The organism is Geodermatophilus sabuli (genome assembly GCF_010686765.1).
GTDB classification, from domain to species: domain Bacteria; phylum Actinomycetota; class Actinomycetes; order Mycobacteriales; family Geodermatophilaceae; genus Geodermatophilus; species Geodermatophilus sabuli_A.
The window spans coordinates 121,374-145,954 of the sequence record NZ_JAAGWF010000004.1 but is presented as its reverse complement, the minus strand read 5'-3'; the positions used below and the strand labels follow the sequence as shown (position 1 = coordinate 145,954).

27 protein-coding genes and 1 pseudogene are annotated in these 24,581 nt (G+C 75.8%); 17 read left to right on the top strand and 11 right to left on the bottom strand.

The window, feature by feature from the left end:
* Position 1: 1 nt before the first annotated feature.
* Together GCU56_RS03550 and GCU56_RS03545 are read left to right on the top strand one after the other, a co-directional pair.
* Positions 2–1,021 carry a bacteriorhodopsin gene (locus GCU56_RS03550; RefSeq protein ID WP_163480130.1) on the top strand — a complete coding sequence of 340 codons (1,020 nt, stop codon included), beginning with the start codon at positions 2–4 and terminating at the stop codon, positions 1,019–1,021.
* A 62-nt stretch (positions 1,022–1,083) separates the two neighbouring features.
* On the top strand, positions 1,084–2,025 hold the full coding sequence (locus GCU56_RS03545; RefSeq protein ID WP_163480129.1) for a beta-carotene 15,15'-dioxygenase, Brp/Blh family: 942 nt from the start codon (positions 1,084–1,086) through the stop codon (positions 2,023–2,025).
* Here GCU56_RS03545 and GCU56_RS03540 read toward each other — a convergent pair.
* Positions 1,974–2,459 carry a GNAT family N-acetyltransferase gene (locus tag GCU56_RS03540; protein WP_239521700.1) on the bottom strand — a complete coding sequence of 162 codons (486 nt, stop codon included), beginning with the start codon at positions 2,457–2,459 and terminating at the stop codon, positions 1,974–1,976. The two genes, GCU56_RS03545 and GCU56_RS03540, sit on opposite strands and share 52 nt — an antisense overlap.
* Positions 2,460–2,520: 61 nt before the next feature.
* Here GCU56_RS03540 and GCU56_RS03535 point away from each other — a divergent pair, with 61 nt between their 5' ends.
* The 8 genes from GCU56_RS03535 to GCU56_RS03500 all read left to right on the top strand — a co-directional run bounded on the left by GCU56_RS03535 (position 2,521) and on the right by GCU56_RS03500 (position 10,573).
* Positions 2,521–3,540 (top strand): iron ABC transporter substrate-binding protein, encoded by a 1,020-nt coding sequence (locus GCU56_RS03535; RefSeq protein WP_345771612.1) that lies wholly within the window; start codon positions 2,521–2,523, stop codon positions 3,538–3,540.
* A 104-nt stretch (positions 3,541–3,644) separates the two neighbouring features.
* The gene (locus GCU56_RS03530) at positions 3,645–5,138 is read left to right on the top strand and encodes an ABC transporter permease (protein WP_345771611.1); all 1,494 of its coding nucleotides are present in this window, start codon (positions 3,645–3,647) and stop codon (positions 5,136–5,138) included.
* Between the two features lie 22 nt (positions 5,139–5,160).
* Positions 5,161–6,228 carry an ABC transporter ATP-binding protein gene (locus tag GCU56_RS03525; RefSeq protein ID WP_163480127.1) on the top strand — a complete coding sequence of 356 codons (1,068 nt, stop codon included), beginning with the start codon at positions 5,161–5,163 and terminating at the stop codon, positions 6,226–6,228.
* Between the two features lie 54 nt (positions 6,229–6,282).
* A complete protein-coding gene (locus GCU56_RS03520) occupies positions 6,283–7,068 on the top strand; it encodes an aldolase (protein ID WP_345771610.1) in 786 nt (261 codons plus the stop codon).
* Positions 7,065–7,919 carry an NAD-dependent epimerase/dehydratase family protein gene (locus tag GCU56_RS03515; protein WP_163480125.1) on the top strand — a complete coding sequence of 285 codons (855 nt, stop codon included), beginning with the start codon at positions 7,065–7,067 and terminating at the stop codon, positions 7,917–7,919. Before GCU56_RS03520 ends, GCU56_RS03515 begins: the two co-directional genes overlap by 4 nt.
* The gene (locus tag GCU56_RS03510) at positions 7,916–8,596 is read left to right on the top strand and encodes a glycosyltransferase (RefSeq protein ID WP_163480124.1); all 681 of its coding nucleotides are present in this window, start codon (positions 7,916–7,918) and stop codon (positions 8,594–8,596) included. The genes GCU56_RS03515 and GCU56_RS03510 overlap by 4 nt, the downstream gene beginning before the upstream one ends.
* Positions 8,597–8,680: 84 nt before the next feature.
* A complete protein-coding gene (locus GCU56_RS03505) occupies positions 8,681–9,202 on the top strand; it encodes a DinB family protein (protein ID WP_163480123.1) in 522 nt (173 codons plus the stop codon).
* A 141-nt stretch (positions 9,203–9,343) separates the two neighbouring features.
* A complete protein-coding gene (locus GCU56_RS03500) occupies positions 9,344–10,573 on the top strand; it encodes a DUF222 domain-containing protein (protein WP_163480122.1) in 1,230 nt (409 codons plus the stop codon).
* Positions 10,574–10,613: 40 nt separating this feature from the next.
* Here GCU56_RS03500 and GCU56_RS03495 read toward each other — a convergent pair whose 3' ends face one another.
* On the bottom strand, positions 10,614–12,053 hold the full coding sequence (locus GCU56_RS03495) for a glycosyltransferase family 39 protein (protein WP_163480121.1): 1,440 nt from the start codon (positions 12,051–12,053) through the stop codon (positions 10,614–10,616).
* Positions 12,054–12,228: 175 nt separating this feature from the next.
* On the opposite strand from GCU56_RS03495, the pseudogene GCU56_RS25465 reads away from it, so the two are divergent.
* The 3 genes and pseudogenes from GCU56_RS25465 to GCU56_RS03480 form a co-directional block, all read left to right on the top strand.
* Positions 12,229–12,591, top strand: a pseudogene (locus tag GCU56_RS25465) (hypothetical protein); the annotation flags it as partial.
* A complete protein-coding gene (locus GCU56_RS24990; RefSeq protein WP_204331395.1) occupies positions 12,546–13,385 on the top strand; it encodes a helix-turn-helix domain-containing protein in 840 nt (279 codons plus the stop codon). The pseudogene GCU56_RS25465 and the gene GCU56_RS24990, both read left to right, overlap by 46 nt.
* A 63-nt stretch (positions 13,386–13,448) precedes the next feature.
* The gene (locus tag GCU56_RS03480; RefSeq protein WP_163480119.1) at positions 13,449–14,030 is read left to right on the top strand and encodes a dihydrofolate reductase family protein; all 582 of its coding nucleotides are present in this window, start codon (positions 13,449–13,451) and stop codon (positions 14,028–14,030) included.
* An 83-nt stretch (positions 14,031–14,113) separates the two neighbouring features.
* Here the strand turns inward: GCU56_RS03480 and GCU56_RS03475 are convergent, their stop codons facing one another.
* Positions 14,114–14,626, bottom strand: a complete 513-nt coding sequence (locus GCU56_RS03475; RefSeq protein WP_163480118.1) for a DUF6328 family protein — start codon at positions 14,624–14,626, stop codon at positions 14,114–14,116.
* Positions 14,627–14,744: 118 nt separating this feature from the next.
* Here GCU56_RS03475 and GCU56_RS03470 point away from each other — a divergent pair, with 118 nt between their 5' ends.
* Positions 14,745–14,966, top strand: coding sequence for a hypothetical protein (locus GCU56_RS03470; RefSeq protein ID WP_163480117.1), 222 nt, complete (start codon positions 14,745–14,747; stop codon positions 14,964–14,966).
* 17 nt (positions 14,967–14,983) lie between these two features.
* Here the strand turns inward: GCU56_RS03470 and GCU56_RS03465 are convergent, their stop codons facing one another.
* The 3 genes from GCU56_RS03465 to GCU56_RS03455 all read right to left on the bottom strand — a co-directional run bounded on the left by GCU56_RS03465 (position 14,984) and on the right by GCU56_RS03455 (position 16,594).
* A complete protein-coding gene (locus GCU56_RS03465) occupies positions 14,984–15,463 on the bottom strand; it encodes a PGPGW domain-containing protein (protein WP_163480116.1) in 480 nt (159 codons plus the stop codon).
* Between the two features lie 125 nt (positions 15,464–15,588).
* Positions 15,589–15,867, bottom strand: coding sequence for a DUF2277 domain-containing protein (locus GCU56_RS03460; protein ID WP_163480115.1), 279 nt, complete (start codon positions 15,865–15,867; stop codon positions 15,589–15,591).
* 106 nt (positions 15,868–15,973) lie between these two features.
* A complete protein-coding gene (locus GCU56_RS03455) occupies positions 15,974–16,594 on the bottom strand; it encodes a hypothetical protein (RefSeq protein ID WP_163480114.1) in 621 nt (206 codons plus the stop codon).
* Between the two features lie 127 nt (positions 16,595–16,721).
* On the opposite strand from GCU56_RS03455, the gene GCU56_RS03450 reads away from it, so the two are divergent.
* Both GCU56_RS03450 and GCU56_RS03445 read left to right on the top strand, forming a co-directional pair.
* A complete protein-coding gene (locus GCU56_RS03450; protein WP_163480113.1) occupies positions 16,722–17,123 on the top strand; it encodes a hypothetical protein in 402 nt (133 codons plus the stop codon).
* An 88-nt stretch (positions 17,124–17,211) separates the two neighbouring features.
* On the top strand, positions 17,212–18,114 hold the full coding sequence (locus GCU56_RS03445) for an SDR family NAD(P)-dependent oxidoreductase (protein WP_163480112.1): 903 nt from the start codon (positions 17,212–17,214) through the stop codon (positions 18,112–18,114).
* Positions 18,115–18,130: 16 nt separating this feature from the next.
* Here the strand turns inward: GCU56_RS03445 and GCU56_RS03440 are convergent, their stop codons facing one another.
* The 3 genes from GCU56_RS03440 to GCU56_RS03430 form a co-directional block, all read right to left on the bottom strand.
* Positions 18,131–18,859, bottom strand: coding sequence for an ANTAR domain-containing protein (locus GCU56_RS03440; RefSeq protein WP_163480111.1), 729 nt, complete (start codon positions 18,857–18,859; stop codon positions 18,131–18,133).
* Between the two features lie 290 nt (positions 18,860–19,149).
* The gene (locus GCU56_RS03435; protein WP_163480110.1) at positions 19,150–19,545 is read right to left on the bottom strand and encodes a nuclear transport factor 2 family protein; all 396 of its coding nucleotides are present in this window, start codon (positions 19,543–19,545) and stop codon (positions 19,150–19,152) included.
* 180 nt (positions 19,546–19,725) lie between these two features.
* A complete protein-coding gene (locus tag GCU56_RS03430) occupies positions 19,726–19,950 on the bottom strand; it encodes a hypothetical protein (RefSeq protein WP_163480109.1) in 225 nt (74 codons plus the stop codon).
* A gap of 19 nt (positions 19,951–19,969) precedes the next feature.
* Here GCU56_RS03430 and GCU56_RS03425 point away from each other — a divergent pair, with 19 nt between their 5' ends.
* Positions 19,970–20,608, top strand: coding sequence for a hypothetical protein (locus tag GCU56_RS03425; RefSeq protein ID WP_163480108.1), 639 nt, complete (start codon positions 19,970–19,972; stop codon positions 20,606–20,608).
* Positions 20,609–20,621: 13 nt separating this feature from the next.
* Here the strand turns inward: GCU56_RS03425 and GCU56_RS03420 are convergent, their stop codons facing one another.
* Together GCU56_RS03420 and cydC are read right to left on the bottom strand one after the other, a co-directional pair.
* Positions 20,622–21,176, bottom strand: coding sequence for a dihydrofolate reductase family protein (locus GCU56_RS03420; RefSeq protein WP_163480107.1), 555 nt, complete (start codon positions 21,174–21,176; stop codon positions 20,622–20,624).
* Positions 21,177–21,206: 30 nt separating this feature from the next.
* Positions 21,207–24,557, bottom strand: coding sequence for a thiol reductant ABC exporter subunit CydC (cydC, locus tag GCU56_RS03415; protein WP_239521698.1), 3,351 nt, complete (start codon positions 24,555–24,557; stop codon positions 21,207–21,209).
* Positions 24,558–24,581: the final 24 nt, after the last annotated feature.

Sequence of the window (24,581 nt, the reverse complement as noted above, 5' to 3'; positions counted from 1 at the left end):
CGTGGATCCGTCCGACCCGCCCGTCCCCGAGCTGCAGACGATGCCGCTGGGCCTCTACGACGTCGTGCAGTTCGCCGTCCTCGGCGCCGGCTTCGCCCTGCTGGCCTACCTGCTGTACGCCTGGGCCAGCCGGGAGGAGGTGTCGGCCCGCTACCGGCCCTCGGCCTACGCCGCGGTCTGCCTGGCCGCCGTGGCCACGGCGGCCTACCTCCTGCTCTACCTGGACTGGGACACCGGGTTCCGCCTGGAGGACGGCGTCTACGTGCCCACCGAGGAGGCGCGGACGACGGAGAGCACCCGCTACATCGACTGGTCGGTCACCGTCCCGCTGCTGACCGTCGAGCTGCTGGCGGTGTGCTCGGTGGCCGGGAAGGCCGCCCGCCGGCTGCGGTTCAGCACGATGGCCGCGGCGTTCCTGATGATCGCCACCGGCTACCTGGGCGCGCAGGTGCTCGACCAGGGCCGCGACACCACCGCGCTCGTGGTGTGGGGCCTGATCAGCACCGCGTTCTTCGCCTACCTCTACGTCGCCCTGATCGGCGCCGTCCGCCGGTCGCTGCCGACCATGGGCGCCGAGGCCGCGGTCAGCCTGCGCAACGCGACCATCGTGCTGCTGGCCAGTTTCGGCATCTACCCGCTGGTCTACGCGGTACCGGTCTTCGCCGACGTCACGCCCGCCTGGTACACCGCGATGCAGGTCGGCTACTCGGCGGCCGACGTCGTCGCCAAGATCGGGTTCGGCGTCCTGATCCACAAGGTGGCCAAGCTGCGCACCGCCGAGGACGTCGCCGCCGGCGTCGACACCCACCCGGAGCCGGTCTGGTCGTCGCACGTGCACAAGAGCGACGGCGTGCTGCCCGAGCTGGCGAGGGTGTCGCCCGCGGTGCTCGCGCGGATGAGCCGGCCCGGGGACGACGCCCGCCGTCAGCGGGACGGCGACCCCGGCGGGGGGCAGGGCAGCGGTGCGTCCGCGCGCGGCGAGCAGGCCGGTGGCGGTCGGCGACGAGGCGACCGGTCCTGACCGCGGCGGCGGGGGAGCGCACGCCGGTCCGGGCGGCGGTCCGGACGGCGACCACCGTGTCGGTGGCGGCCACGGTCGCGGCGCTCGGCGTCGGGCTGGTCGCGCCCGGCGCAGTCGGTTCCGCCTCCTGGGCGGTGCTGCTCGCCGGGCTGCTCCTGGGGCTGCCGCACGGGGCCGTGGACCACCTCCTGCCCGCCCGCCGGCTGGGACTCGGCCCGGTGCAGCTGGCCGCACTCGCCGGTGGGTACGCAGCGCTCGCCGTCCTGGCCTACCTGGCGTTCCGCTGGGCGCCGGGGCCGGGGCTGGCGGTCTTCGTCGCGCTCTCGGTCTGGCACTTCGGCAGCGGCGAGACCGCCGTCGCCCACCTGCGCGCCGGCGTCCCGGTGCGCCGCCGGGCAGCCGCGGCACTCGTCGTCGGCGCCGTCGTCCTCGTGGTCCCGCTGGCCCGGCCGTTCCCGGACGCCGCCGCCGTCGTCGGCCGGGTCGTCCCGGACCGGGCGGGCGCAGCACCGCTGCTGCCGGGCTGGACCGTGCCCGCGGTCATCGGGGCAGCCGCGCTGCTCGGCGCAGCGCTGCTCGCCCGTCGACGCCTCATGGAGGCCGGTGAGCTGGCGCTCCTGACGACGGTCGTGCTGGTGCTGCCGCCGCCGGCGGCCCTGGGCGTCTACTTCGGCGCCTGGCACTCGACCCGGCACGTCGCCCGGGTCGTCGCGGAGGACCCCCGGAACGCCGCCGACCTCGCGGCCGGCCGCGCCGGGCCGCCGCTGGGTCGGTTCGCGCGCGCTGCGGCCCTGCCGACGGCCGTCGCGGGGAGCGCGCTCGCGCTGCTGGCGGCCGCCGGGGACGACCGGCTGGACGTCGTCGCCGCGCTGCTGCCGGTGCTCGCTGCACTGACCGTGCCGCACGCCCTCGTGGTCGGCTGGCTGGACCGGGTGCAGGGGCCGCGGGCGGGTCAGGCGGGCTCGCGGCGCATCGGCAGGTGCGGGATGCCGTCCTCGACGTAGTCGGGGCCACTGCGGCGGAAACCGAAGCGCCCGTACCAGCCCTCCAGGTGGGCCTGGGCGCCCATGGTGATCGGGACGTCGCCGCACAGCTCGATGCCGGCCTCGATCAGCCGCGCCGCCAGCCCCCGGCCGCGGGCCGTCGCCGCCGTGGCGACCCGGCCGATCGCCCGGGTGTCCCCGTCGTCGAGGACGCGGATCGTGGCCAGCGCCGTCCCGTCCTCCTCGAACCACAGGTGCACGGTCGCCGGCTCGACGTCCCGCCCGTCCAGCTCGGGATAGGGGCACTGCTGCTCCACGACGAAGACGTCCACCCGCAGTCGGCACAGCGCGTAGACCTCGAACGGGCTCAGCTCGGCGAAGTGCGCCGAACGCAGCGGCGGAGGGGCGGGCAGCGACGTCACAGAGGAGTTGTAGCCCATGGCCGGCGCCCTCATCCTCCCGCAGGTGGTACACCTTCTGCTCAGGCTTGCCTTGCCTATCCCAGGAGGACATCACGTGTTCAGGCCGCGGCGGACCACCGCCACCATCCTCGCCGCCCTGGCCACCGGCGGGGTGCTCGCGGGTTGCGGGGACGAGGCGTCGGCCGCTCCGACGCTGACCGTCTACAGCGCCCAGCACGAGAGCCTGGTCCGCACGATGGTCGAGGGGTTCACCGACGAGACCGGCATCGAGCTGGAGTTCCGCGACGCGAACGACGCCGAGCTGGCCAACCAGATCGTCCAGGAGGGGGAGGCCTCGCCCGCCGACGTCTTCCTGACCGAGAACAGCCCCTCGATCGACATCCTCGACACCGAGGGGCTGCTCGCCCCGCTCGACGCCGCGACGCTGGAGCAGGTCGGCGAGCAGTTCCGCCCCTCGTCGGGCAACTGGACCGGCTTCGCGGCCCGCTCCACCGTCCTCGTCCACAACCCCGACGTGCTGCCCGAGGCGGAGCTGCCGGCCTCGATCATGGACCTGGCCGACCCGGCGTGGGAGGGGCGGATCGGCATCGCCGCCGGCGGCCCGGACTTCCAGGCGATCGTCAGCGCCGTCCTCGCGCTGCGCGGGGAGGACGCCACCCGCGCCTGGCTGGAGGGGCTGGAGCGCAACGCGGAGGTCTACCAGAGCAACACCGCGGTCATGGTCGCCGCCGACGAGGGCGAGATCGACGCCGGGATCATGTACCACTACTACTGGTACCGCGACCAGGCCGAGAACGCGCTCAAGGGCGACGACGCGCGGCTGCACCTGTTCGGCAACCAGGACCCGGGCGCCTTCCTCAGCGTCTCCGGCGCCGGCGTCCTCGCCTCCTCCGACCAGCCCGAGGAGGCCCAGCAGCTGGTGGCCTACCTGACCAGCCCCGAGGCCCAGGAACGGCTGGCCGACAGCTCCGCGCTCGAGTACGCCGTCGGCACCGGCGTCGCCTCGGCAGAGGTGCTCCCGCCGCTGGACACCCTGCAGGCCCCGGACGTGGACCCCGGCGCGCTGGACCAGCGGCGGGTCACCGAGCTCATGCAGGAGGTGGGTCTGCTCTGAGCGCCCCCGTCGCACCGGCCGCAGGCCCGGGGACGCCGGTCCGGCCGGCCCCCCGGGGCCGGGCCCGCGCGCGCTCCGGGGCGGGCCGCACCCCGGTCACCCTGGTGCTGGCCGCGGCCGTGGCCGCGCTGGCGCTGCTCCCGCTGGGCTACATCGCCGCGTACACCGTCGACGTGGGCTGGAGCGGCATCCAGGACCTGGTGTTCCGGCCCCGGGTCGGCCGGCTGCTGTGGAACACCGCCCGGCTCGTCGGCGGCACCGTGCTGCTCTGCGCCGTCCTCGGCGTCGCCGCGGCCTGGCTGGTGGAGCGCACCGCCCTCCCGGGACGGCGGATCTGGCACGTGCTCCTGGTCGCCCCGCTGGCCGTGCCGGCGTTCGTGAACAGCTACGCGTGGATCTCGCTGCTGCCGGGGCTGGACACCTACGGCGGCGCGCTGCTGGTCGTGACGCTGTCCTACTTCCCGTTCGTCTACCTGCCCGTCGTCGCGGCCTTCCGCGGTCTCGACCCGGCGCTGGAGGAGACCGCCCGGGGTCTGGGGCTGTCGGGCTGGGCGGTCTTCCGCCGGGTGCAGCTGCCGCAGCTTCGGGTGGCGCTGCTCGGCGGCAGCCTGCTCATCGCCCTGCACGTGCTGGCCGAGTTCGGCGCCCTGCAGATGCTGCGCTACCCGACCTTCACCACCGCGATCTACGACCAGTACCGGGCCACCTTCAACGGGCCGGGCGCGACGATGCTGGCCGGCGTCCTCGTGCTGCTGTGCCTGCTGCTGCTGCTGGCCGAGCTGCGGCTGCGCGGCCGGCGCGGGTACGCGCGGACCGGGGCCGGGGTGGCCCGCCCCGGCCGGCCGGCGCGGCTGGGAGCGCTCACCGTCCCGGCGCTGCTCGGGCTCGCCGGCCTGGTCGGGCTGTCGCTCGCGGTGCCGCTGGTCAGCCTCGCCGTCTGGCTGGTGCGCGGGACCTCGGCCGGGCTGGAGCTCGGCGTCCTCGCGACCACCACCGGGACGACGCTCGGGCTGGCCGCCGCCGCTGCCGTCGTCACCACGGCGATGGCCCTGCCGGCCGGCTGGCTGGCCGTGCGCGCCCGGGGGCGGCTCACCACCCTGCTCGAGCGCAGCACCTACCTGGGCAGCTCCGTGCCGGCGATCGTCATCGCGCTGGCGCTGGTCACGCTCGCCATCAACGTCACCCCGTGGATCTACCAGACCGTGCCGGTGCTGCTGGCCGCCTACGCGATCCTCTTCCTGCCCCGGGCGATCGTGACCGTCCGCGCGGCGGTCGAGCAGTCGCCGCAGGTCTACGACGACGTCGCCGCCTCGCTGGGCTCCTCGGCGCCCGACCGCCTGCGCCGGGTGACCCTGCCGCTGCTCGCGCCCGGGATCGGCGCCGGCGCCGCGCTGGTCTTCCTGGCCGTGGTCACCGAGCTCACCGCGACGCTGCTGCTCGCCCCGACGGGCACGACCACCCTGGCCACCGCGTTCTGGTCGGCCAGCAGCGCCGTCGAGTACGGCTCGGCGGCCCCGTACGCCGTGGTGATGGTGCTGCTCTCGGCCCCTGCCACCGTCCTGCTCTCCCGCGATGCCCGACGAGGTCTGACGACGTGACGCCCGACGAGGTCCCCCCGACATGAGCTCCCTGACGGTCACCGGCGTGACCAGCTCCTATGGCGCCACCCCCGTGCTGACCGGGGTGGACCTGCACGTGCCCGAGGGCGGTCTCACCGCGTTGCTGGGCCCCTCCGGCTGCGGGAAGACGACGCTGCTGCGGCTGATCGCCGGCTTCGACGACCCCGACAGCGGCAGCATCGACATCGGCGGCCGCCTGGTGGCCGGACCCGGGCGGAGCGTCGCCGCCCGCCGCCGGCGGATCGGGTTCGTGCCGCAGGAGGGTGGGCTGTTCCCGCACCTGACCGTCGCCGGCAACGTCGCGTTCGGGCTGCCCCGTCGGCAGCGCCGCGACGCCGGCCGGATCGACGCGCTGCTCACCCTGGTCGGTCTGGACGCCGGGCTCGCGCAGCGGTCCCCGCACCAGCTCTCCGGCGGCCAGCAGCAGCGGGTGGCACTGGCCCGCGCGCTGGCGCCCGAGCCCTCGCTGGTGCTGCTCGACGAGCCGTTCTCCTCCCTCGACGCCTCGCTGCGGGAGGAGACGCGGCAGGCCGTCGCCGACGCCCTCGCCGCCTCGGGCGCGACCGCGGTCCTGGTCACCCACGACCAGTCGGAGGCGCTGTCGATGGCCGACGAGGTCGCCGTCCTGCGCGGTGGACGGCTGGTCCAGCTCGCCGATCCGCGGACCCTCTACCGCAGCCCGCGGGACCTCGACGTGGCGACGTTCGTGGGGGAGTCCGTCGTGCTGGACGCCGAGATCCGGGACGGGCAGGCGCACTCGGCGCTCGGCGTGCTCCCGCTCGAGGGGTCGTGCGCCGACGGCCCGGCGCGGGTGCTGCTCCGGCCGGAGCAGCTCCGCCTGGCGCCGCCGTCCCCCGGGGCGCCGTCGGCCCGCGTGCGCGGGGTCGACTTCTTCGGCCACGACGCGCGGGTGCGGCTCGAGCTGCCGTCGGGACTGGCGCTCAGCGCCCGGCTGGAGGGCTGGGACCTGCCCACGGCCGGTGCGGACGTGTCCGTCGGCGTCGTCGGCGCGGCCCTCCCCTTCCCCGCGGGCGCGGCGGACACGCCCGCGACACCGGTCGTGGCGTAGCCGCGGGGACGCCCCGTCTCCCCAGGTCTGTTAGGTGTGCCTAAGCTCACCGGCGTGGACCTCTTCCTCTTCACGGTCGACCCCCGCTGGGGAGCCGACGTGGTCGCCGCCGGCGCGGCCGGGATCGTCGTCGACTGGGAGCGCCGGGGGAAGCACCGCCGTCAGCTCGGCGAGGGCACCCAGATCAACGCCGACACCCCCGCGGACCTCTCCCGCATGCGGGCGGCGACCGGCGGGCGGCTGCTGTGCCGGGTCAACGGCTACGGCCCCTGGACGGCCGGCGAGGTGGACGACGCCGTGGCCCGGGGAGCCGACGAGCTGCTGCTGCCGATGGTCCGCAGCGCCGAGGAGGTCGACCGCACCCTGGACCTGGTCGCCGGGCGCTGCGGGCTGGGCATCCTCGTCGAGACCCAGGACGCCGTCGGGCGCACCGCCGAGCTGGCCCGGCGGCCGCTGTCGCGGATCTACGTGGGTCTCAACGACCTGCGGATCGACCGGGGCAGCGACCAGCTGTTCACGCCGCTGGTCGACGGCACGGTGGACGCCGTGCGGACCGTGGTGGCCGGGCCCTTCGGCGTCGGGGGGCTGACCCTGCCCGGCGGCGGCTTTCCCGTCCCCGGCGACCTGCTGGCGGCGGAGCTGATCCGGCTGGGCGCCGACTTCACCTTCCTGCGCCGGTCGTTCACCGCGGACATGGCCGGTCGTGACCCGTACGTCGAGCTGCCCCGGCTGCTCGCGGCGCTGGCCGACCTCCGCGACGCGGCGCCGGCCGAGGTGGCCGAGCGACGGGCGGCCTTCGTCGCCGCGGTGACCGGCGCCCCGGTGGCCCAGCCGGCGTGAGGGCGCTCGTCACCGGCGCGGGCGGGTTCGTCGGCCGGCACCTGGTGGACCGGTTGCGGGCCGACGGCTGGGACGTCGTCGGGCTGACCCGCGCGGACGTCGACCTCGCCGACCCGGTCGCCGGTGCGGCTGCGGTGCGCGCGGCCGCACCCGACGTCGTCTTCTCCCTCGCCGCGGGCCGGGCCAAGGCCACGCCCGCCGAGCGGGCCGCGACCGTCGCGGTCAACACCAGCCCGTGGCTGGTCGACGCGCTGCCGGACTCCTGCCGGGCGGTCGTGCGGCTGGGCTCGTCCACCGAGTACGCGGCCGGCCCGTCCCCGCTGTCCGAGGACGCGCCGCTGCGGCCGCGCGGCTTCTTCGGCGGCACCAAGGCGGCGGGGTCACTGCTGCTGCAGGCCGCGGCGGCCGAGCGGGGGGTGCGGGCGGCGGTGCTGCGCGCCTTCCAGGTGTACGGCCGCGGCGACCACCGCACCCGGCTGGTCCCGGTGGTGCTCGACGCCGCCCGGACCGGCGCCGTCGTGCCGCTACCGGCGCGGCTGAGCCGGCGCGACTGGGTGTGGGTGGACGACGTCGTGGACGCCTGCGTCCGGGCCGGCCTCGCCGACGACCTCCCGCCCGGGCAGGTGCTCAACATCGGCACGGGGGTGCAGACCTCCACCGAAGAGCTCGTGGCCACCGCCGAGCGGGTCACCGGCCGGCCGATCGCCACCGCTCCCGGCGCGCACCCGGGCCGGGACTGGGACAGCGCCGACTGGGTCAGCGACCCGACCGCGGCCCGCCGCCTGCTCGGCTGGGCGCCGACCGTGGACCTGGCCGAGGGGCTGGCCCGGACCTGGGCGGCGGAAGGGTGAGCGGCGGACCGCGGGTCGCCGTCGTCGTGCCCGTCTACCGCAACGAGGCGACCCTCGCCCCGCTCGCGCAGCGGCTGGCCACGGCGCTCGACGGCCGCGACTGGCGGCTGCGCTTCGTCATCGACGCCTCGCCCGACGACAGCGCGCGGGTCGCGTTCGCGTTGAGTGCGGCCGACACGCGGATCGGGGTGACCGGGCTGACGGTCAACGGTGGCCAGCACGTCGCGCTGGCCCGCGGGCTCGCCTCCGAACCCGGCGCCGACGTCTGGGTCTGCCTGGACGCCGATCTGCAGGACCCACCCGAGGCGGTCCCGCTGCTGCTCGACCGGCTCGCCCGCGGTGACGTGGAGGCGGTGTTCGCCGGCCGCCGGGGCGCGTACGAGTCGGTGTTCCGGCGGCTCACCGGCACGCTGCACCGTCGGCTCGCGACCCGGCTCACCGGCCTGCCGCCGGACGCGGGTGCCTTCCTCGCGATGGGCCCCCGCGTGCGCGACGCGGTCCTGACGGCCGACGCCCCGAGCATCGTGCTGGCCGTGGGGCTGGCCCGGCGGCCGGTCACCAGCGTGCCGGTGACCCGGCAGCGCCGGGTCGAGGGTCGCTCCGCCTGGACCGCGCGCGCCCGGCTGGCGCAGTCGGCGCGCTCCCTGCGCTGGGCCCTGCGCCACCGCCGCCGGTGACGCTCGGTCCTGCGCCGCCGCTGACCGCCCGGACGTCGCTCCGGACAGACTGCGCCGCAGACGACGATCGAGGAGGAGCCCCCCATGGCCCCTGAGGACGTCCGCACCGAGCCGCCCCTCACCGGGGACGAGGCGACCCTGCTGACCGGCTTCCTGGACTACCAGCGGCAGACGCTGGAGTGGAAGTGCGCAGGGCTGACCCCGCGGCAGCTGGCGACGACGGCCGTGCCCACCACGGACCTGACGTTGCTGGGGATGGTGCGCCACCTGGCCGCGGTGGAGACGGGCTGGCTGGTCGGGTTCGGCGGGTTGCCGTTCGACCTGTGGCCGGACGTCATCCGGGACTCCGACGAGCACTGGCGGGTCGACCCGGCGACGGTGACCGCCGACGAGGTGGACGCGGCCTGGGCGACCTGGCGCTCCGCCGCGGAGGCGGTGCGGCAGGTCGCGCGTCAGCTCCCGCTGGACACCGCGGACCGGCCCTGGGGACGGGAGGAGGAGTGCTCCCTGCGCTGGATCCTCATCCACCTGATCGAGGAGTACGCGCGGCACAACGGGCATGCGGACCTGATCCGCGAGGCCATCGACGGCGCCACGGGCGAGTGAGGCGGTGGCTCCTCCGGGATGGCACGTCAATGGCGTGCGCGGATCTGTGGATGGACAGCTGACCTGGGGATTCGTCTTCTGAACGGGCCTCCAGTCCGGTAGGATTCGAACAGGTGATCGATCCGGTGGGAGGGAGGTGTCGTGGACGAGCTGCACACGGTCCTGGACGCCCTGGCCGGGCACGATCTGCACGCCCTGTCCGACGGTGCGCTGCTGGACCGGACCGCTGTCCTGGTGGCGGGCCGGAACCGGCTGGATGCGGAGCTGACCCGCACCGTCCGGGCCGCCGATACCCGGCAGGCCGCCGAACACGACGGGCTCAAGTCGATGCAGTCCTGGCTGCGCGGGCACGCCCGGCTCTCCACCGCCGAGGCCGGCCGGATCCTCCGCGCCGGCCGCGCCCTGGAGGCCCTGCCCGCGGTCGCGGCCGCCTTCGCCGCCGGCACCATCACCGCCGAGCAGGTCACCGTGGTGGTGCCGGTGACCACCCCGGAGCGGCTGGCCGCCGCCGCCGACCAGAGCGTGGACGTGGCCGAGGTCGACGCGGTGCTGGCCGCCACCGCGGCCAGTCGGCAGCCGGTGCAGCTGGCCCGGGTGGTCGGGCACTACCTGACCCGCCTGGCCCCCGACGGCATCGAACCCGACCCCACCGAGGGCCGCGCCCTGACCCTGGCCCGCCACCCCGACGGGTCGTTGTCGGTCCGCGGAGAACTCGACACCGTCGGCGGGGAGAAACTGGCCGCCGCGCTGGAGTCCCTGGTCCAGGCCGGGCGGTGCGCGGGGGACCGGCGCACCCGCGCCCAGACCCTCGGCGACGCCCTCGTCCAACTCGCCGACACCGCGCTGGCCTCCGGCCGGCTGCCGGTGCTGCGCACCGTCAAACCGCACGTCGTGCTCACCATCGACCTGGCCGACCTGGCCGACCCCGCCATCGGGGCAGGGGCCGCCGGCATCGGGGCGGGGGTGGCCGAGACCGGGTTCGGCGCCACCCTCTCGGCCGCCCGGGCCCGCTGGCTGGCCTGCGACGCCACGATCACCCGCCTGGTCCTGGACCCCGACGGGTTGCCGCTGGACGTCGGCCGCACCGCCCGCGTCGTCCCACCCCACCTACGCCGCGCCGTGGAGCACCGCGACCGGCACTGCGTGTTCACCGGCTGCACCGCCCCCACCCACTGGTGCGACGTGCACCACCTGCTGGAGTGGATCAACGGCGGCGCCACCAGCCTGGACAACTCCGCGCTGCTCTGCGAACGCCACCACACGAAGGTCCACCACGGGTACCGGATCGAACGACAACCCGACGGCCGATGGCGCACCTGGCGCCCCGACGGCACCCAGATCCACCTCCACCCCGACCGACTCGCCGCCTGACCCCCGGCGCCGGACTACGGCGCCACATGGCGGCGCCGGTTCAGCGTGCCCAGAGCTGCAGGACGAGGTCGGTCTTGCTTGCGGGGAATGCGTACTCGTCGGTGAGTCGCAACCCCGCGGCGGCCAGGATCTCGTCGTCGTCGGTCGGCACGGGTGCCCCGTCGATGATCCGCCGCACCAGCCACACCCGGTCGGCTTCGGTGGGCGCGTCGTCCGGCGGCAGGACCACGTCGGGCCGGAGCTGCGGCGCCGCCGTCCGGACGTAGTGGTCCAGGCCCGTCGCCGACCGCTGGTCGGCCGCCACGACCGGCTCTCCGGCCCGGTGCCGCTCCACCAGGAGTGCCACCAGCTCGTCGGCGCGCTCCCGCGGCTCCCGGGTGGCCAGGGGCGCGCTGGCGAGCAGCGAGCAGGCCAGCAGCAGGACGGCGACCGGCCCCCGCGCCCCCCGCGGCACCGCGAGTGCACCGCCCGCGGCGAGCACACCCAGCCCGATCAGGCCGGCCAGCAGGTACCGGGGCAGGTAGACCGGCCGCACCACCTCCGCTGCCAGGAGCAGCAGCAGCGGCACGAGCACCCAGCAGGCGCCGACCACCCGCAGCCCGGTCGCGCGCACGCCTCCCAGCACAGCGAGGCCGACGGTCAGGTACAGCAACGGCGTGCGCCCACCGGCCCAGGCTTCGACCGCCAGATCGGCCAGCGTGCCGTCGGTGTCGCGCAGGTGCTCGGCGTTCCGGGCACCCGTGCCGTTGAGCAGGTTCACCGCGACCAGCCCGGCGACGGGGAGGGCGGCGAGGCATCCGGTCAGCACGAGGGGCCACGCACGCCGACCCCGCAGCAGCAGGACGGCGACGACGAAGGCGGCCAGCACGGTCGCCGCGTACCAGTGCGCCAGTCCCATCCCGAGCCCCGCGAGCCCGAACAGCGCCAGCCCCCGCGGGGGTTCCTGCAGCCACCGGACCAGCCCCAGCAGCGCCCCGCCGGTGGCGAGCACCGCGAGCCCGTAGCTGCGCGCCTCCACCGCCTGCTCGAGCACGAGTGGCGCGGTGGCCAGCAGCACCCCGGCCAGCACCCCGGTCGCCCGCCCGGCCAGCCGGGAGACCGCCCTGGTCACCAGCGCCAGCCCGCCCGCGGTCGCCAGCAGCGACAGCACCCGCAACGAGGTGTCGCCGCCGATCCCGGGCAGGGACACCCAGGCGTGCACCACGAAGTAGTAGGGCGCGTTGTACGACGGCGGGACGTCGAGCAGGTAGCTCGTCGTCCCCCGGCCCTCGACGATCGCGGTGAGGATCTCGCCGAACGGCCGCCGTCCGACCTCGGCGGTGAAGAGTTCGTCGAACCACAGGCCGTGCCCGGGCAGCAGCAGCAGGCCGCCCAGGAGACCCACGACGAGTGGCGGCAGCAGCTCCACCGGGGACCAGCGCGGCGCCCGACCCGGCGCGCCGTGCGCAGCCGGGGGAGTGCGGGTCGCCGTCGTGCTCACCGCTGCAGGTTAGGCGACCCTTGCCGGCTGCCGGCCGCGCGATCCCGTCGTCGGTGCGCCGTACGGTGCCGGCACGGACGGGAGGTGCGGTGACCGACACCGAGAGAGCCCTGGGACCCGCGCCCCGGCCACCTCCGGCGTCGTCGCTGCCCGCTTCCGGAGCCAGCCCCGGCGGGACACGGCGAACGAGCTCGCGGTCCGCCGGAGGTTGCACGCCCGAGGGGTGCGCTATCGCGTCGACGTCCGTCCGTGTCCGGCGACCCGGGCCCGCGGGGACCTGGTCTGGAAGGGGCGCCGCCTCGTCGTCTTCCTCGACGGGTACTTCTGGCACGCCTGTCCGGCCTGCGGGCACGTCCCCCGGGCGAACCGGGACTGGTGGGTGGCCAAGCTGGACGCCAACGTGGCTCTTCACAAAGTGGGGTGTAGTTGGGGCCCGAAATGCGCCGGGCCGCCCGTCAGGGATCGGCGCCGGCTCGATGCGATGATGTCAACGTGGAGTATGTGTCCAGGGTGCCCGGTCCGCCGCTGGATGGGCTGATCTACGACCTCTACTACCTGGAGGGCACCCCGCCGTACTCCCGGTTGATGCTGCCGGCGGCACCCGCCCCTTTGCTCATCGTCAACCTCGGGGCGCCGTTTCTCATCCGCGCAGGCACCGACGGAGAAGCCGTGGAATACACCGACGGCTGCGCGGTCACCACGCCCACCCGTGCCTGGGAGTTCGGCTACCCAACCCCGACCCGGTCCGTGGGTGTCCACTTCAGGCCGTGGGGGCTGGCACCTTTTCTTCCGATGCCCGCGGCCGAGTTGTGCGACCGACCGGCGACGGTGAAGCAGATCTGGGGTCAGCCCGCTATCGCTGAGTTGCGACACCGTCTGACCTCGGCGGACGCACCGGACGAAATGCTGATCTTGCTCGAGGAGGAACTGGTTCGACGGCTGCGCACGGTCAACGGCCTGGACATCGTCCGCCACCTGAGCAGCGCCATCGCGGAGACCGGCGGAGCCGTGCCGATCAGCGACCTCGGCGTGGCAGCCCGGGCCAGTGGCACGTACTTGGCGAAGCGGTTCAAGGAGGTCATCGGCGTCACGCCGAAGCGGCTGGCGCGCAGCTACCGATTCACCGCCACCGTGTTGGCGATCAACGTAGCCGCACCAATCGACTGGGGAGACGTGGCGGCTGGCGCAGGCTATTTCGACCAGGCCCACTTCACCCACGAGTTCCGGGAGTTCACCGGGCTCACGCCGACCCGGTATGTCGAACTCCGGCAACGCTTCCTACGCGAGCATCCCAACCACGCGCTGGATGGCTGGCCGCTGCCAGCCGCTTGATTTCTTACAAGAGCGACCACTCACGACACGCGAGAGTTGGGACTCCAAGCAGAGGAGAAACCCATGGGGAAAGTTGTCATGAATGCGTCGGTTTCGGTGGATGGCTTCATTGCGGCTGGGAATGACGATCCCGGTCCACTGTTCGAATGGTTGGTCAGCGGTGACGTGCCGTTGGACGAAAGCGGCGTTCTGAACGTGTCACAAGCGTCTTACGACCACATCCGGCCGTACTGGGACCAGATCGGGGTGACAATCGCCGGCCGCCACGTCTTCGACGTCACAGACGGCTGGGACGGGACGCCTCCGAGCGGGATCGACCACGTGGTGGTCGTGACACACCGGCCGGCGCCCGAGGGCTGGGACCCCAACGTGTCGTTTCACTTCGTCGACGGCATCGAGGCGGCCGTGACCAAGGCGAAGGAGCTCGCGGGTGCCCGCACTGTCGAGGTCGCTGCTGGCGACGTCGGCGGCCAGGTGCTCGCCGCAGGTTTCGTCGACGAGGTACGCATGGACGTCGCTCCTGTCGTGCTCGGGTCCGGCAAGCGCTACTTCGGCTCCGTCGACTCGCAGCACCTGCTGGAAGACCCAGACGTGGTTGTTCAGGGCAACCGGGTGCTTCACCTGCGCTATCGGGTGCGCCGTTGAGGGAGCACGAGGACCCGGACCTGGTCGTGGCGGCCATCTGCCTGGCGCTGGAGGACCCGTCGGCGGGGGCCTGACCGATCCGATCAGTCCCCGTCGGGGTCGTCGGACGGGGTGTGTGCCCGCTTCCAGAACGGGACGGCGATCCACCACCAGGCGAGCAGCGCGCCGATCGCGCCGGCCGCCAGCGAGGCCTGGGTCAGGTCGAAGAGGACGTCGGTGACCAGCAGGACGGCCGCGACGATCGCGAGGGCCAGCACCACCAGGCCGGCGAGCGCCGAGTGGTTGCTGCGCGTGAGCAGCGCCTCCTTGTCCTTCTGGCGGAACAGCACCCGGTGCTGCGCGGCGGGGGCGATGAGCAGGCCGGTGGCGACGGCGGCGGCCAGCAGCGTCACAAAGTACACGTCCCGCTGGAACTCGGTGAGCTCGGCACCGCCGGGCTGGAAGGGCACCACCAGCAGGAAGGCGAAGAGGAACTGGACGCCGGGCAACGCCACGCGCAGCTCGTTGAGCAGCTCCAGCAGCTCCCGGTCGACCCGCTCCTTGCGGGTCTCCTCCGGAGCGCCGTCCTGGTGGCGCGCCGCGTGCGTGTCGGCCATGCCCCTCACCGCCCCATCACCGTTCACCCGTCGTTCACCTGGAGCGGAGTAGTTCCACCAACGGGCGCCGGGTATGCCCCGGTCAGCCGCCCCCGTGCGGGCGGGGAGGAGGCACACCATGTCGATGTCGGGACCGTTCGAGCCGAACCTGGGCCGGGGGGACGACGGCATCCCCGCCGCGGACCCCGGTGCCGGCGCACCCGAGCCGGCCGAGGGGTTCGGGATCGAGGGCGAGGAGCCCGATCGGCCGGAGGAGGCCGAGCAGCCCCAGGTCGGCGCCGGCCAGCCGGCGGACCCGCCGTTCCGCACCCCAGACCCGCACGAGGTCGGCCGGGGCTGATGCCCTCGGGGCGGGGATCAGCCGCCCAGCGCGGTGGCGGCCCGCTCCACCAGGTCGAAGCGGCCCACGGCCCAGAAGACGGCGCCGGCGGCGGCCAGCCCACCGATGGTGACCGCGGCGGAGCTCACCGGGTGCTGGCGGGCGTGCTGCCAGGCCGCCCGCGCCTTGCGGAGGAAGGCGGCGAAGAAGCGGCGGGCCCAGTCGAACTCCGTCGACCACACCCAGAGCCCGGCCAGCACCGGCGGGATGGTCAGCGGACCCGGCAGCACCGTGAGCGCGACACCGAGGAGGACGAACAGCAGCCCGGCCACGAAGACGGCGACGCGGTAGGCGGTGGCCAACGCGGGGCGCTGCCGGATGCGGTCCCGCCACGATCCCGGCCGCACGGGGCGGGGCTTGCCCAGGCCGTCGGTGCAGTCGGGGCACCGGGTGGCACCGGCCGGCTGCGGGGCCGGATGCGGGGCGGAGTGCGGGGTGGCGGTGGGCGTGCGGGTCACGGGGATTCCTCTGGCGGCGGGGGCGCCGGGACGGAACGCGCGACGTCGCCCGGCAGGAGCCCAGGACCTACCCCGCGGGCGGCCCGCCCACTCCCGTCGTGCCCGATCCGGTTGGGTACCGCCGATCAGGCGGACTGGCTGCCGTACCGCAGCGCCGCCCGCTGTCGCGCCTTCGCCGCCTCGACGTCGCGGTCCTTCGGTGGGGCGGCGGTGACGAGGGCGGCCAGCAGGCGGGCGCTGGCGTCGGCCACCTCGGCGACCGCGCGGTCGAAGGCCTCCTCGTTGACCCGCGACGGCTTGGTGGTGCCGCTGATCTTGCGGACGTACTGCAGCGCGGCGGCCTGGACCTCGTCATGGGTCACCGGCGGCTCGAAGTTGGCCAGGGGGCGGATGTTCCGGCACATGGCCGCAGCGTAGGAGCGCCCGCCGACAGGGCACAGCCCCTGACGCGGCACGGCCCCCGACGGAGCAGGAGCGCTCGCCGCCCGGGGCACTGCCTCGACGGCGGGCTCAGCCGGTGTAGCCCACGCGGTCGATCTTGCGGTGGTAGCGGGTGCCGAGGGCACCGCCGAGGACGGCGCCCAGCAGCGTGGCCACCGCCATGGCGACCAGGGTGACGATCCCCGCGGTGGTGGCGGTGCCCTCGTCGATCGGGATCCGCGGCAGGTTGAGCGCCTCGAGCACGTTGTACTCGCGCCCCAGCAGGTACCCGGCGACCGACAGCGCGACGATCACGACCAGCCCGACCAGCCACACGGCGACACCCTGACGGGGCCCGTCGAAGCGGGCCATCCGCCCGGCCACGTACCCGCCGGCGAGGTAGCCGAGGAACAGCACCACCAGCAGCGCGACGGCGCCGCTCACCCCGATGGACTCGGCCTGGGCGTCGTCGACGGACTCCAGTCCCTGCGTCAGGCCCAGGGCCACCCCGGCGGCCGACAGCAGCGCGATGAGGAGGACGGCGAGCCCGTTGGCCGACAGCCAGCCGAAGAAGGCCGCGCCCCACTTGATGCCGCCGAAGCGTGATCGCTGGGCGGCCACGGCGTCCCGGGCTGCGCCGCGGGTGGCCGATGCGCCGGCGCCGCCGTTCGTCGCGTCGTGGTCGTGGGCGGTGCGGTCGCTGCTGGCCATGGCGGACTCCTCCGAGGGACGCTGCGCTCGTTTCCCCGGCGCACGGTTCCCCGACGCGACCAGGGGAAACGCCCGGCCCGGCGGTTCGCCCGGACGGGGGACGGCCGGAGCGGCGGAGGGGACGACGATGGCGGTGCTGCTGGTCGACGTGGCCAACGTGGTGGGGTCCCGGCCCGACGGTTGGTGGCGCGACCGCGCCGGTGCGACGTCCCGGCTGCTGGCGCAGCTGGCACCCCTGACCGGAGGGTCGGTGACCACGCCGGGCGGGCAGGCGCTGCGCTGCGACGAGGTCGTCGCGGTGGTCGAGGGCGCCGCCCGCGACGTGCCCGACCAGGACGGCGTCACGCTCGTGCGGGCTCCCGGCAGCGGGGACGACGCCCTCGTCGCCGCCGCGGCACGCATCGCCGGCGCGGGCACCCACCTCGTGGTGGTCACCGCCGACCGGGGGCTGCGCGAGCGGCTGCCCGCGGGGACGGCGGTCACCGGCCCGGGCTGGCTGCTGGCCGCGCTGCCGCCGCGTCCTGCATGACCGGGCGGCCTGCGGGGTAGGTGGGACTCCGTCGATCCGGGTCGGCCGCCAGGCGTGGCGGGTCCCGGGCCCCAGCCCGAGGAGACCCATGCCGCCGTCGTCCGATGCCCCGTCGCGCCCGCTGACCGCCCTCGTCACCGGCGCCTCCAGCGGGATCGGCCGGGCGACCGTGCTGGACCTGGCCGGCCGCGGTGCACGCCTGGTCCTCGTCGCCCGCGGGCGGGAGGCGCTCGAGACGACAGCGGTCGAGGCCCGTGCGGCCGGGGCGGAGGACGTCCTGGTCTGCCCGGCCGACGTGGTCGACGCGGACGCGCTGCGGCGGACCGTGGACAGCGCCCTGGACCGGTTCGGCCGGCTCGACGTCGTCGTCCACTCGGCCCAGACCATGGCCTACGGGCGGATCGAGGACGTGCCGCGCGCGGCGTTCGAGGCCGTCGTGGACACCAGCCTGCACGGCACCGCCAACCTCGCCCGGACGGTGCTCCCGGTCTTCCGGCGGCAGCGCGCGGGCCACCTGATCGTGGTGAGCTCGCTGCTGGCCTCGGTGACCGCCCCCCTCATGGGCACCTACGCGGTCGCCAAGTGGGGGCAGCTCGGTCTGGTCCGCACCCTGCAGCAAGAGGTCCGCGACGCCCCGGGCGTGCACGTCTCGGCGGTCGCCCCCGGCGGGGTCAACACCCCGATCTACTACCAGGGCGCCACCTGGGCGGGCAGCACGGGACGGCCGCCACCCCCGGTGTACTCGCCGGAGCGGGTGGCTCGCGCGGTGCTCGCGCGGCTGGACCGGCCGCGCCGGCTGGTGCAGTCCGGCGTCGCGAACCCGGTGGTGATCGCCGGGTTCCGGCTGCTCCCGGCGGTCTACGACGCGCTGGTGGGACCGCTGTTCCGGGTGTTCGCCCTCGCCGGCGACGACGCGGCACCCACGGAGGGCAACGTCTTCGCCTCCCGGCCCGAGCGCAACGCCAAGGACGGCCGCTGGCGCGGCTTCTGAGGCGGACGCCTCGGGCTCACCAGCGGGCGGGACCGTCGGGCAGGCCGGCCTCGAAGGTGGTCACCACGCTGGTGGCGACGTCGCGCAGCTTCACGTTGCGCCGCTGGGAGGACAGCCGCAGCAGCGTGAACGCCTGCTCGGCCGTGCACCGCTCCTGGGCCATGAGCAGCCCGACGGCCTGGCCGATCGTCGTGCGGGTGTCCAGGCCGCCCTGGAGCGCGTCGGCCCGCTCGTCGCTGTCAGCGATCCGCAGCGCGACGCCGAGGGCGCCGGACGCGTGGCCGGCCCAGTTCGTGCCCGTGGTCTCGTCATCGGGACCGAAGGCACCGGGCTCGGTGGCGTAGAGGTTGAGCGCTCCGCGGCTGCGGCCCTCGACCACCAGCGGGAGCGACAGCGACGACCGGACGCCGGCGTCCGCTGCGCGCGCCGGGTAGACGCCCCAGCGGGTCTCGCGGGTCATGTCCTCGACCCGCACCACGACGCCCTCGCGCATGGCCTCCAGGCACGGTCCGTCGTCGAGCTCGTACTGGCCCTCGTCCGCCTGCTGGGCGAGGGCGTCGGTGGCCGTGACCGTCACCGGGCCGGAGGAGCGTGCCATCGTGAGGCCGCAGGCCGCCGCGCGGGGGGTGCTCTTGGCCGCCAGTTCGACGAGGTCGGCGAGGAACGTCTTCAGGTCCCCGCCCGAGGCCAGTGCGGCCAGCAGGTCGGCGTCGTCCTGGGACTGCTTGCTCCCGAGAGTGGTCACCGGTGCTGCGTCCTCCGTTCTGTGCCGAGCCATCCGGTCGTGCCCGGCCGATACATCATTCCGTACGACAGGGACGCGCGGATGCACCCGCCGACCCGGGTCGACGACGGGTTGCGGCCGCACCGGAGTCCCAGGCGTGGCCGGTCGCGTCCGTGAGCCGACCCCGACGCGCCGGCGGCGCGGGCAGTGCGCGGCGGCCAGGGAACTCGCTGCCTCCGGCGTGAGGCTCGAGGACGAGGGCCCGGCGCTGGCCGCGGGGAGAGGTGACCGTCAGCGGGCGGGGCTGATCGTCAGCCGAACACCTCGTCGACGGCGTACTGGTCGGTCTGGGCGTGCCAGAACTCCGCGATCCGCCCGTCGGAGAACCGCCAGATGTGGGCCTCCATGAGCTGGTCGAACGACCGGTTCCCGACCCGGCCGCTCGCGACGGCCACGACCACGCCGTCGGTGTCGTCGGCGAACGCGGTCCGCACGTCGAGCCGGAAGGTCCCTCCGGTCAGCTCGAACAGGCGGCGGAACAGGTCGTACACCGCCGCCCGGCCCTCGAGGTGGCCGGCGAGCTGGCTGCGGCCACCCTCGTGCCAGCGGATGTCCTCGGCGAACAGGTCGTCCAGGGCGGAGAAGTCGCCCTTCCCGAAGGCGTCGTAGCCGTCCCGGAGCCGCTGCACGTTCGGGTGCTCGGACATGGCCGTCTCCTCGCAGTCGTCCCCCGTGCGGTGGGATGACCGCGTCGGCGCGCCGGGCGGATGACCCAGTTCACGACGCCCGGCAGCGCCGGCGGGCGCTCCGCAGTGTCGACCCGGAGCGGTCCGCCCGGAACCGGTCCGCGCGCGACCCCGTGTGGCGGTCGCCCTGCGTGAGGCGGGTCAGCCGCGGCGCAGCAGCCGGGCCAGCCGCCGTCGCTCGACGGCCGGCGGGGCGGGTGGGAGCGGATCAGGGACGTCGACCAGGGTGGCGTGCCGTTCGCGCAGCCGCGCCCGGACCTCCTCCGGGGTGGTCGCGCGGCGCTGGCGCTCGCTGCGGGCGAGCACCGCCCCGCTCGCCGCGACGCCCGCGAGGCCGGCCAGTCCGAGGAGCTTCCAGAGGCGCACGGTCCCCTAACGTAGCCGCGTGCCCCCGCCCCGCGCCCTCCCGCTGGACGACGCGGTCGAGCTCACCCGCACCGGCGACGTCTGGGTGTTCCGCGGCGCATCGGTCGCCGACCGCGCCATCCGCGCCCTGACCAACGCGCCGGTCAACCACGTCGGCATGGCGCTGGTGCTCGACGACCTGCCGCCGCTGCTCTGGCACGCCGAGCTCGGCCGGTCGCTGCCCGACGCCTGGACCGGCGAGCACCAGCGCGGCGTCCAGCTGCACGACCTCGCCGACGCCGTCCGCACCTGGGCCCACCGCTACGGCCAGCGAGCGTGGCTCCGGCAGCTGGTCGGCCCGGCCGACGACGGCGGCGTGACGCCCGAGATGGAGGACGCCGTCCTGCGCACCGTCGCCCGCCTGGACGGCCGGCCCTTCCCGACCACGCGGGGGCTGGTCCGTGGCTGGGTCAACGGCCGGCTGCGCCGTGGGACGACGGCCGAGACGGTGTTCTGCGCCGAGCTGGTCGCGGCGACCTACACCGCCATGGGACTGCTCGACGGGAGCCTGCCGCGCAACGCCTACGACCCGGGCAGCTTCTGGTCCGGGAACGACCTGCAGCTGCAGCTCGGGGCGCGGCTCGGTCCGGAGATCCCCGTCGACGTCCCCGCCGCCTGAGCCGCGCGCAGCCCTACCGGCGGACGCGGTAGGTGGTCTGCACCATGCCGCCGGGGAAGGTCTGCGTCGCGGCGTGCTCGAGGAGGACGTCGGCGGGCAGCTCGCCGAACGGGGTGTGACCGGTGCCGATGAGCACCGGGACCCGGGAGAGGGTGAGATCGGCGATCAGCCCGGCGGTGAGGAAGGCGTGCACGGTCCGCCCGCCGTCCACGTACACCCGCCGGTAGCCGGCCGCGGACAGTGCTGCCACGGCGTCGTCGAAGGAGCGGTGCACCGCGGTGATGCGCGGATCGGCGCCCTCGGTCAGGGTCGAGCTGAGCACGTGCACCGGCCGCCCCTGGTAGGGCCACTCGGCGAACGGTGCGATGACCTCGTAGGTCCCGCGGCCCATGACCAGGGCGTCGATGCCGGCCACGAACTCCGTGAAGCCGAAGTCGCCGCCGGCTCCGTCGTCGGGGGCGCCGCCGCCCTCGTCGCCGCCGGTGAGCCAGGAGATGTCGCCGTCGAGGCGGGCGATGAACCCGTCGACGCTCATGCCGAGGAAGACCGAACCGGTGAAGGACGCCATGCCGGCAGCCTGCCCGAGACGTCGGACAGTTCAGCGCGTCAGCGTCGCGACCGGCTCCCCCAGGCGGACGACGGTGTCCCCGGGCTGCTCCACGGCGTCGTCGTGGGTCACGCAGACCACGACCCGGCCGGCCAGCGCCGCCCGCAGGTCGCGCACCAGTGCCGCGGCGGTCGGCGGGTCCAGGTGGGCGGTCGGCTCGTCGAGCAGCACGACGTCGCGGTCGGCCAGCAGCGCCCGTGCGGCCGCGAGCCGCCGCCGCTCACCGCCCGACAGCGCCGTGCCGCCCGCGCCGACCGGGGTGTCCAGCCCGTCGGGCAGCCCGGCGAGCAAGCCGCCCAGGCCGCTGGCACCGAGGGCGGCCCGCATCCGCGCCTCGCCGCCGGGTCCGCTCAGCTCGCCCCGGGGGGCGGCCACGGCCAGGTTGGCCCGGATCGTCGAGGCGAACACGTGCGTCTCTTGCGGCAGCCAGGCCATCCGTGACCGCACGCCGTCGCCTGTCAGCCGGTCGGCGGGCACGTCCTCGAGCGTGTAGCTGCCGCCGCGGGGGCGCAGCGCCGCGAGCAGCACCGCGAGGACGGTCGACTTGCCCGCTCCCGACGGGCCACGGAGCACCAGCCAGCGACCGTCGGCGCGGGCCTCGGCGTCCAGCCCGCGCAGCACGTCGGGGCCACCGGGCCAGCCGGCGGTGAGGTCGGTCGTCGTCAGCCGCCGCACCGGCACGGGCACCGGCAACGGGTCGGTGGGATCGGTGGGCACGGGCGCGGTCAGGACGGCGCCGAGCCGGTCGCGGGCGTCGGCCAGCGCGCCGCGCCGCTGCAGCGCCCCGACCAGGCCGGCCAGCGGCTCGGCCAGGGCGAGCGGCGCGAGGGCGAGGACGGCGACCTGCGGACCGGCGACGCCCTGCCGCGAGCCCACCCACGCCGCGGCGATCGCGGCCAGCCCGGTGCCCAGCCCGACCAGCCCGGCACCGAGGGCCCCGGCCCGGCTGCCGGTGCGCGCCGCGCGCGACCGCGACCGCGCGAGCCGGCCGAGGTCGGCGGCGGTCCGGGCAGCCAGGCCGTGGGCGCGGAGGTCGGCCGCCCCCTCCAGCGCGGTGCTGGTGTCCCGCAGCTGCTCCACCCGCAGCGCTCCCTCCGCGCGGGCGGCGCCGGCGTCCACCCGCCGGTGCACCGCGACGACCAGCCCGGCGGCTGCGCCGAGCACCAGCCCGGCGGCGCCGGCGGCCGCGGGAGAGACCAGCGCCAGCGCCGCGACGGTGCCGGCAGTGACCGTGCCCGCGACGGCCGCGGGCGGCACGACCCGCACCGAGAGGGTCTGCACCAGCCCGACGTCACCGACCACCCGGGCGAGCGCGGCCCCCGGCGTCCGGTCCGCGGCGATGCCCTGCGCCGCCAGCGCCCGCCACACCCGTACCCGCAGACCGGCGGCCAGGCGCAGGGCGGCGTCGTGCGCCGTCATCCGCTCCACCCACCGCAGGCCGGCGCGGCCGAGGCCGAAGGCGCGCACGCCCACGATCGCCACCAGCAGCGTCAGCACCGGCGGCGTCTCCGCCGCCCGCACGATCAGCCAGCCGGAGACCGCGGTGAGCGCGACACCCGCACCGGCCGACGCCGTGCCGGCCGCGACCGCCCGCACCAGCGCCCGGCGCGGCCACCGGTGCCCACCCCGCACCCGCGCTCCCGGACTTGCGGCGCCGGAAGTCCGTCGGGGTTCGGGACTCTCGGCGCCGGGAGTCCGGACCGGTACCGAGCTCCAGACGCCGGGGGTCCCTCGAGGCGGACTTGCGGCGCCGGGAGTCCCGTCCGGTGCGGCGGGGGAAGGGAGGGTCACCGTGCGGTCGGCCAGTGCGGCCAGGGCCGGGTCGTGCGTGACCAGCAGCATCGACACCGTGCCGCGCAGCCCGGCGAGGACGGCGGCGACCCGGGCGGCGGCGTCGGCGTCCAGGTGCGCGGTCGGCTCGTCGAGCAGCAGCAGCCGAGCGCCGCGGCGGACCCGCACCAGCGCGCGGGCCAGCGCCACCCGCTGCAGCTCACCGGGGGAGAGGGTGTCGCAGCGGCGGCCGGCCAGCGGCTCCGCGCCCACCCGCGCCAGCGCCTCGACCACGAACGCCTCCCCGACGACCTCGTCCACGCCCGGCTCGGAGGCCGCGTGCCGGCGCAGTTCGTCGGCGACGGTCTCGCCGGTGGTCCGCGGGTGCTGTGGGACGGCGGCCACCCCACCGGCCGGGACGCCGGTGACCGCGCCCTCGACCACCGCGTCCGGCGCGACCAGCCCGGCGAGGGTCGCCAGGAGCGTCGACTTGCCGGCACCGCTCGCCCCGCGGACGGCGACCAGTTCGCCGGGGCGGACGGCGAGGCCCACCCGCGGCAGCGCGGGCACGGTCCGGCCCGGGTAGCGGACGGTGAGCCCCGTGACGGCCAGGTCGGCGCCGCGCGGGTCGTCGTCCGCACCTCCGGCGCGAGGGTCGGCGGGGGCGGCGGCGGTGAGCACGGCGCGCGCCTCGGCGGCGGCCAGGACGGCGTCCTCGGTGGCGTGGTGGGCCGACCCCAGCGCCCGGAGGGGGGCGAACGCCTCGGGTGCCAGCAGCAGCGCGGTCAGCCCGACGGCCAGCGCCAGGTCACCGTGCACCAGCCGCAGGCCCACCGTCACGGCGACCAGCGCGACCGACAGCGTGGCGACCAGCTCCAGCACCAGCGAGGAGAGGAAGGCCAGGCGGAGCGTCGACAGGGTCCGCCGCCGGGAGGTCTCCCCGAGCTCGGCGAGCGCGGCGGCCTGCTCGGCGGCCCGGCCCAGGCCGACCAGCACCGGCAGGCCCCGGACCAGCTCCGCGACGTGCGCAGCGATCCGGTCCAGCGCGCGGGCGGCGGCCGTCGTGCGGTCCCGGGTGGTCAGGCCCACCAGCACCATGAACACGGGCACCAGCGGCAGGGTGACCGCGACCAGACCGGCCGAGAGCAGGTCGGTCGCGGCGAGGACCACCAGCAGCACCGGGGGGACGACGAGCGTCTGGGCCAGCGCGGGCAGGTACGCCGCCAGCCCGGGGCCCAGGTCGGCCAACCGGGTGGTGGCCAGCACCGCCGCGGGGCCGGGGCCACCGGCGGCCGCCACCGCCGCCGGTGAGTCGGCCAGCCGGGCGACCAGCCGGGCCCGCAGCGACTCCTCGGCGCGGCGGGCGTCGCGGTCGGCCAGCAGCTCGCCGACGGTCCCGGCCGCGGCCCGCAGCGCCACCCCGGCGGTGGCCAGGGCCAGCGGGCCGGTCACCGGTCCCTCGGCCTGACCGGCCGCACGGGCCACCGCGTGCGCCAGCCCGGCGGCGAGCAGCACCAGCCCGGCGGTCTGCCCGAGCGCGGCCAGGGCGGCGCGGACGAGCGCTCCGCGCATCCCCGGGACCCCGTCCAGCGCCCC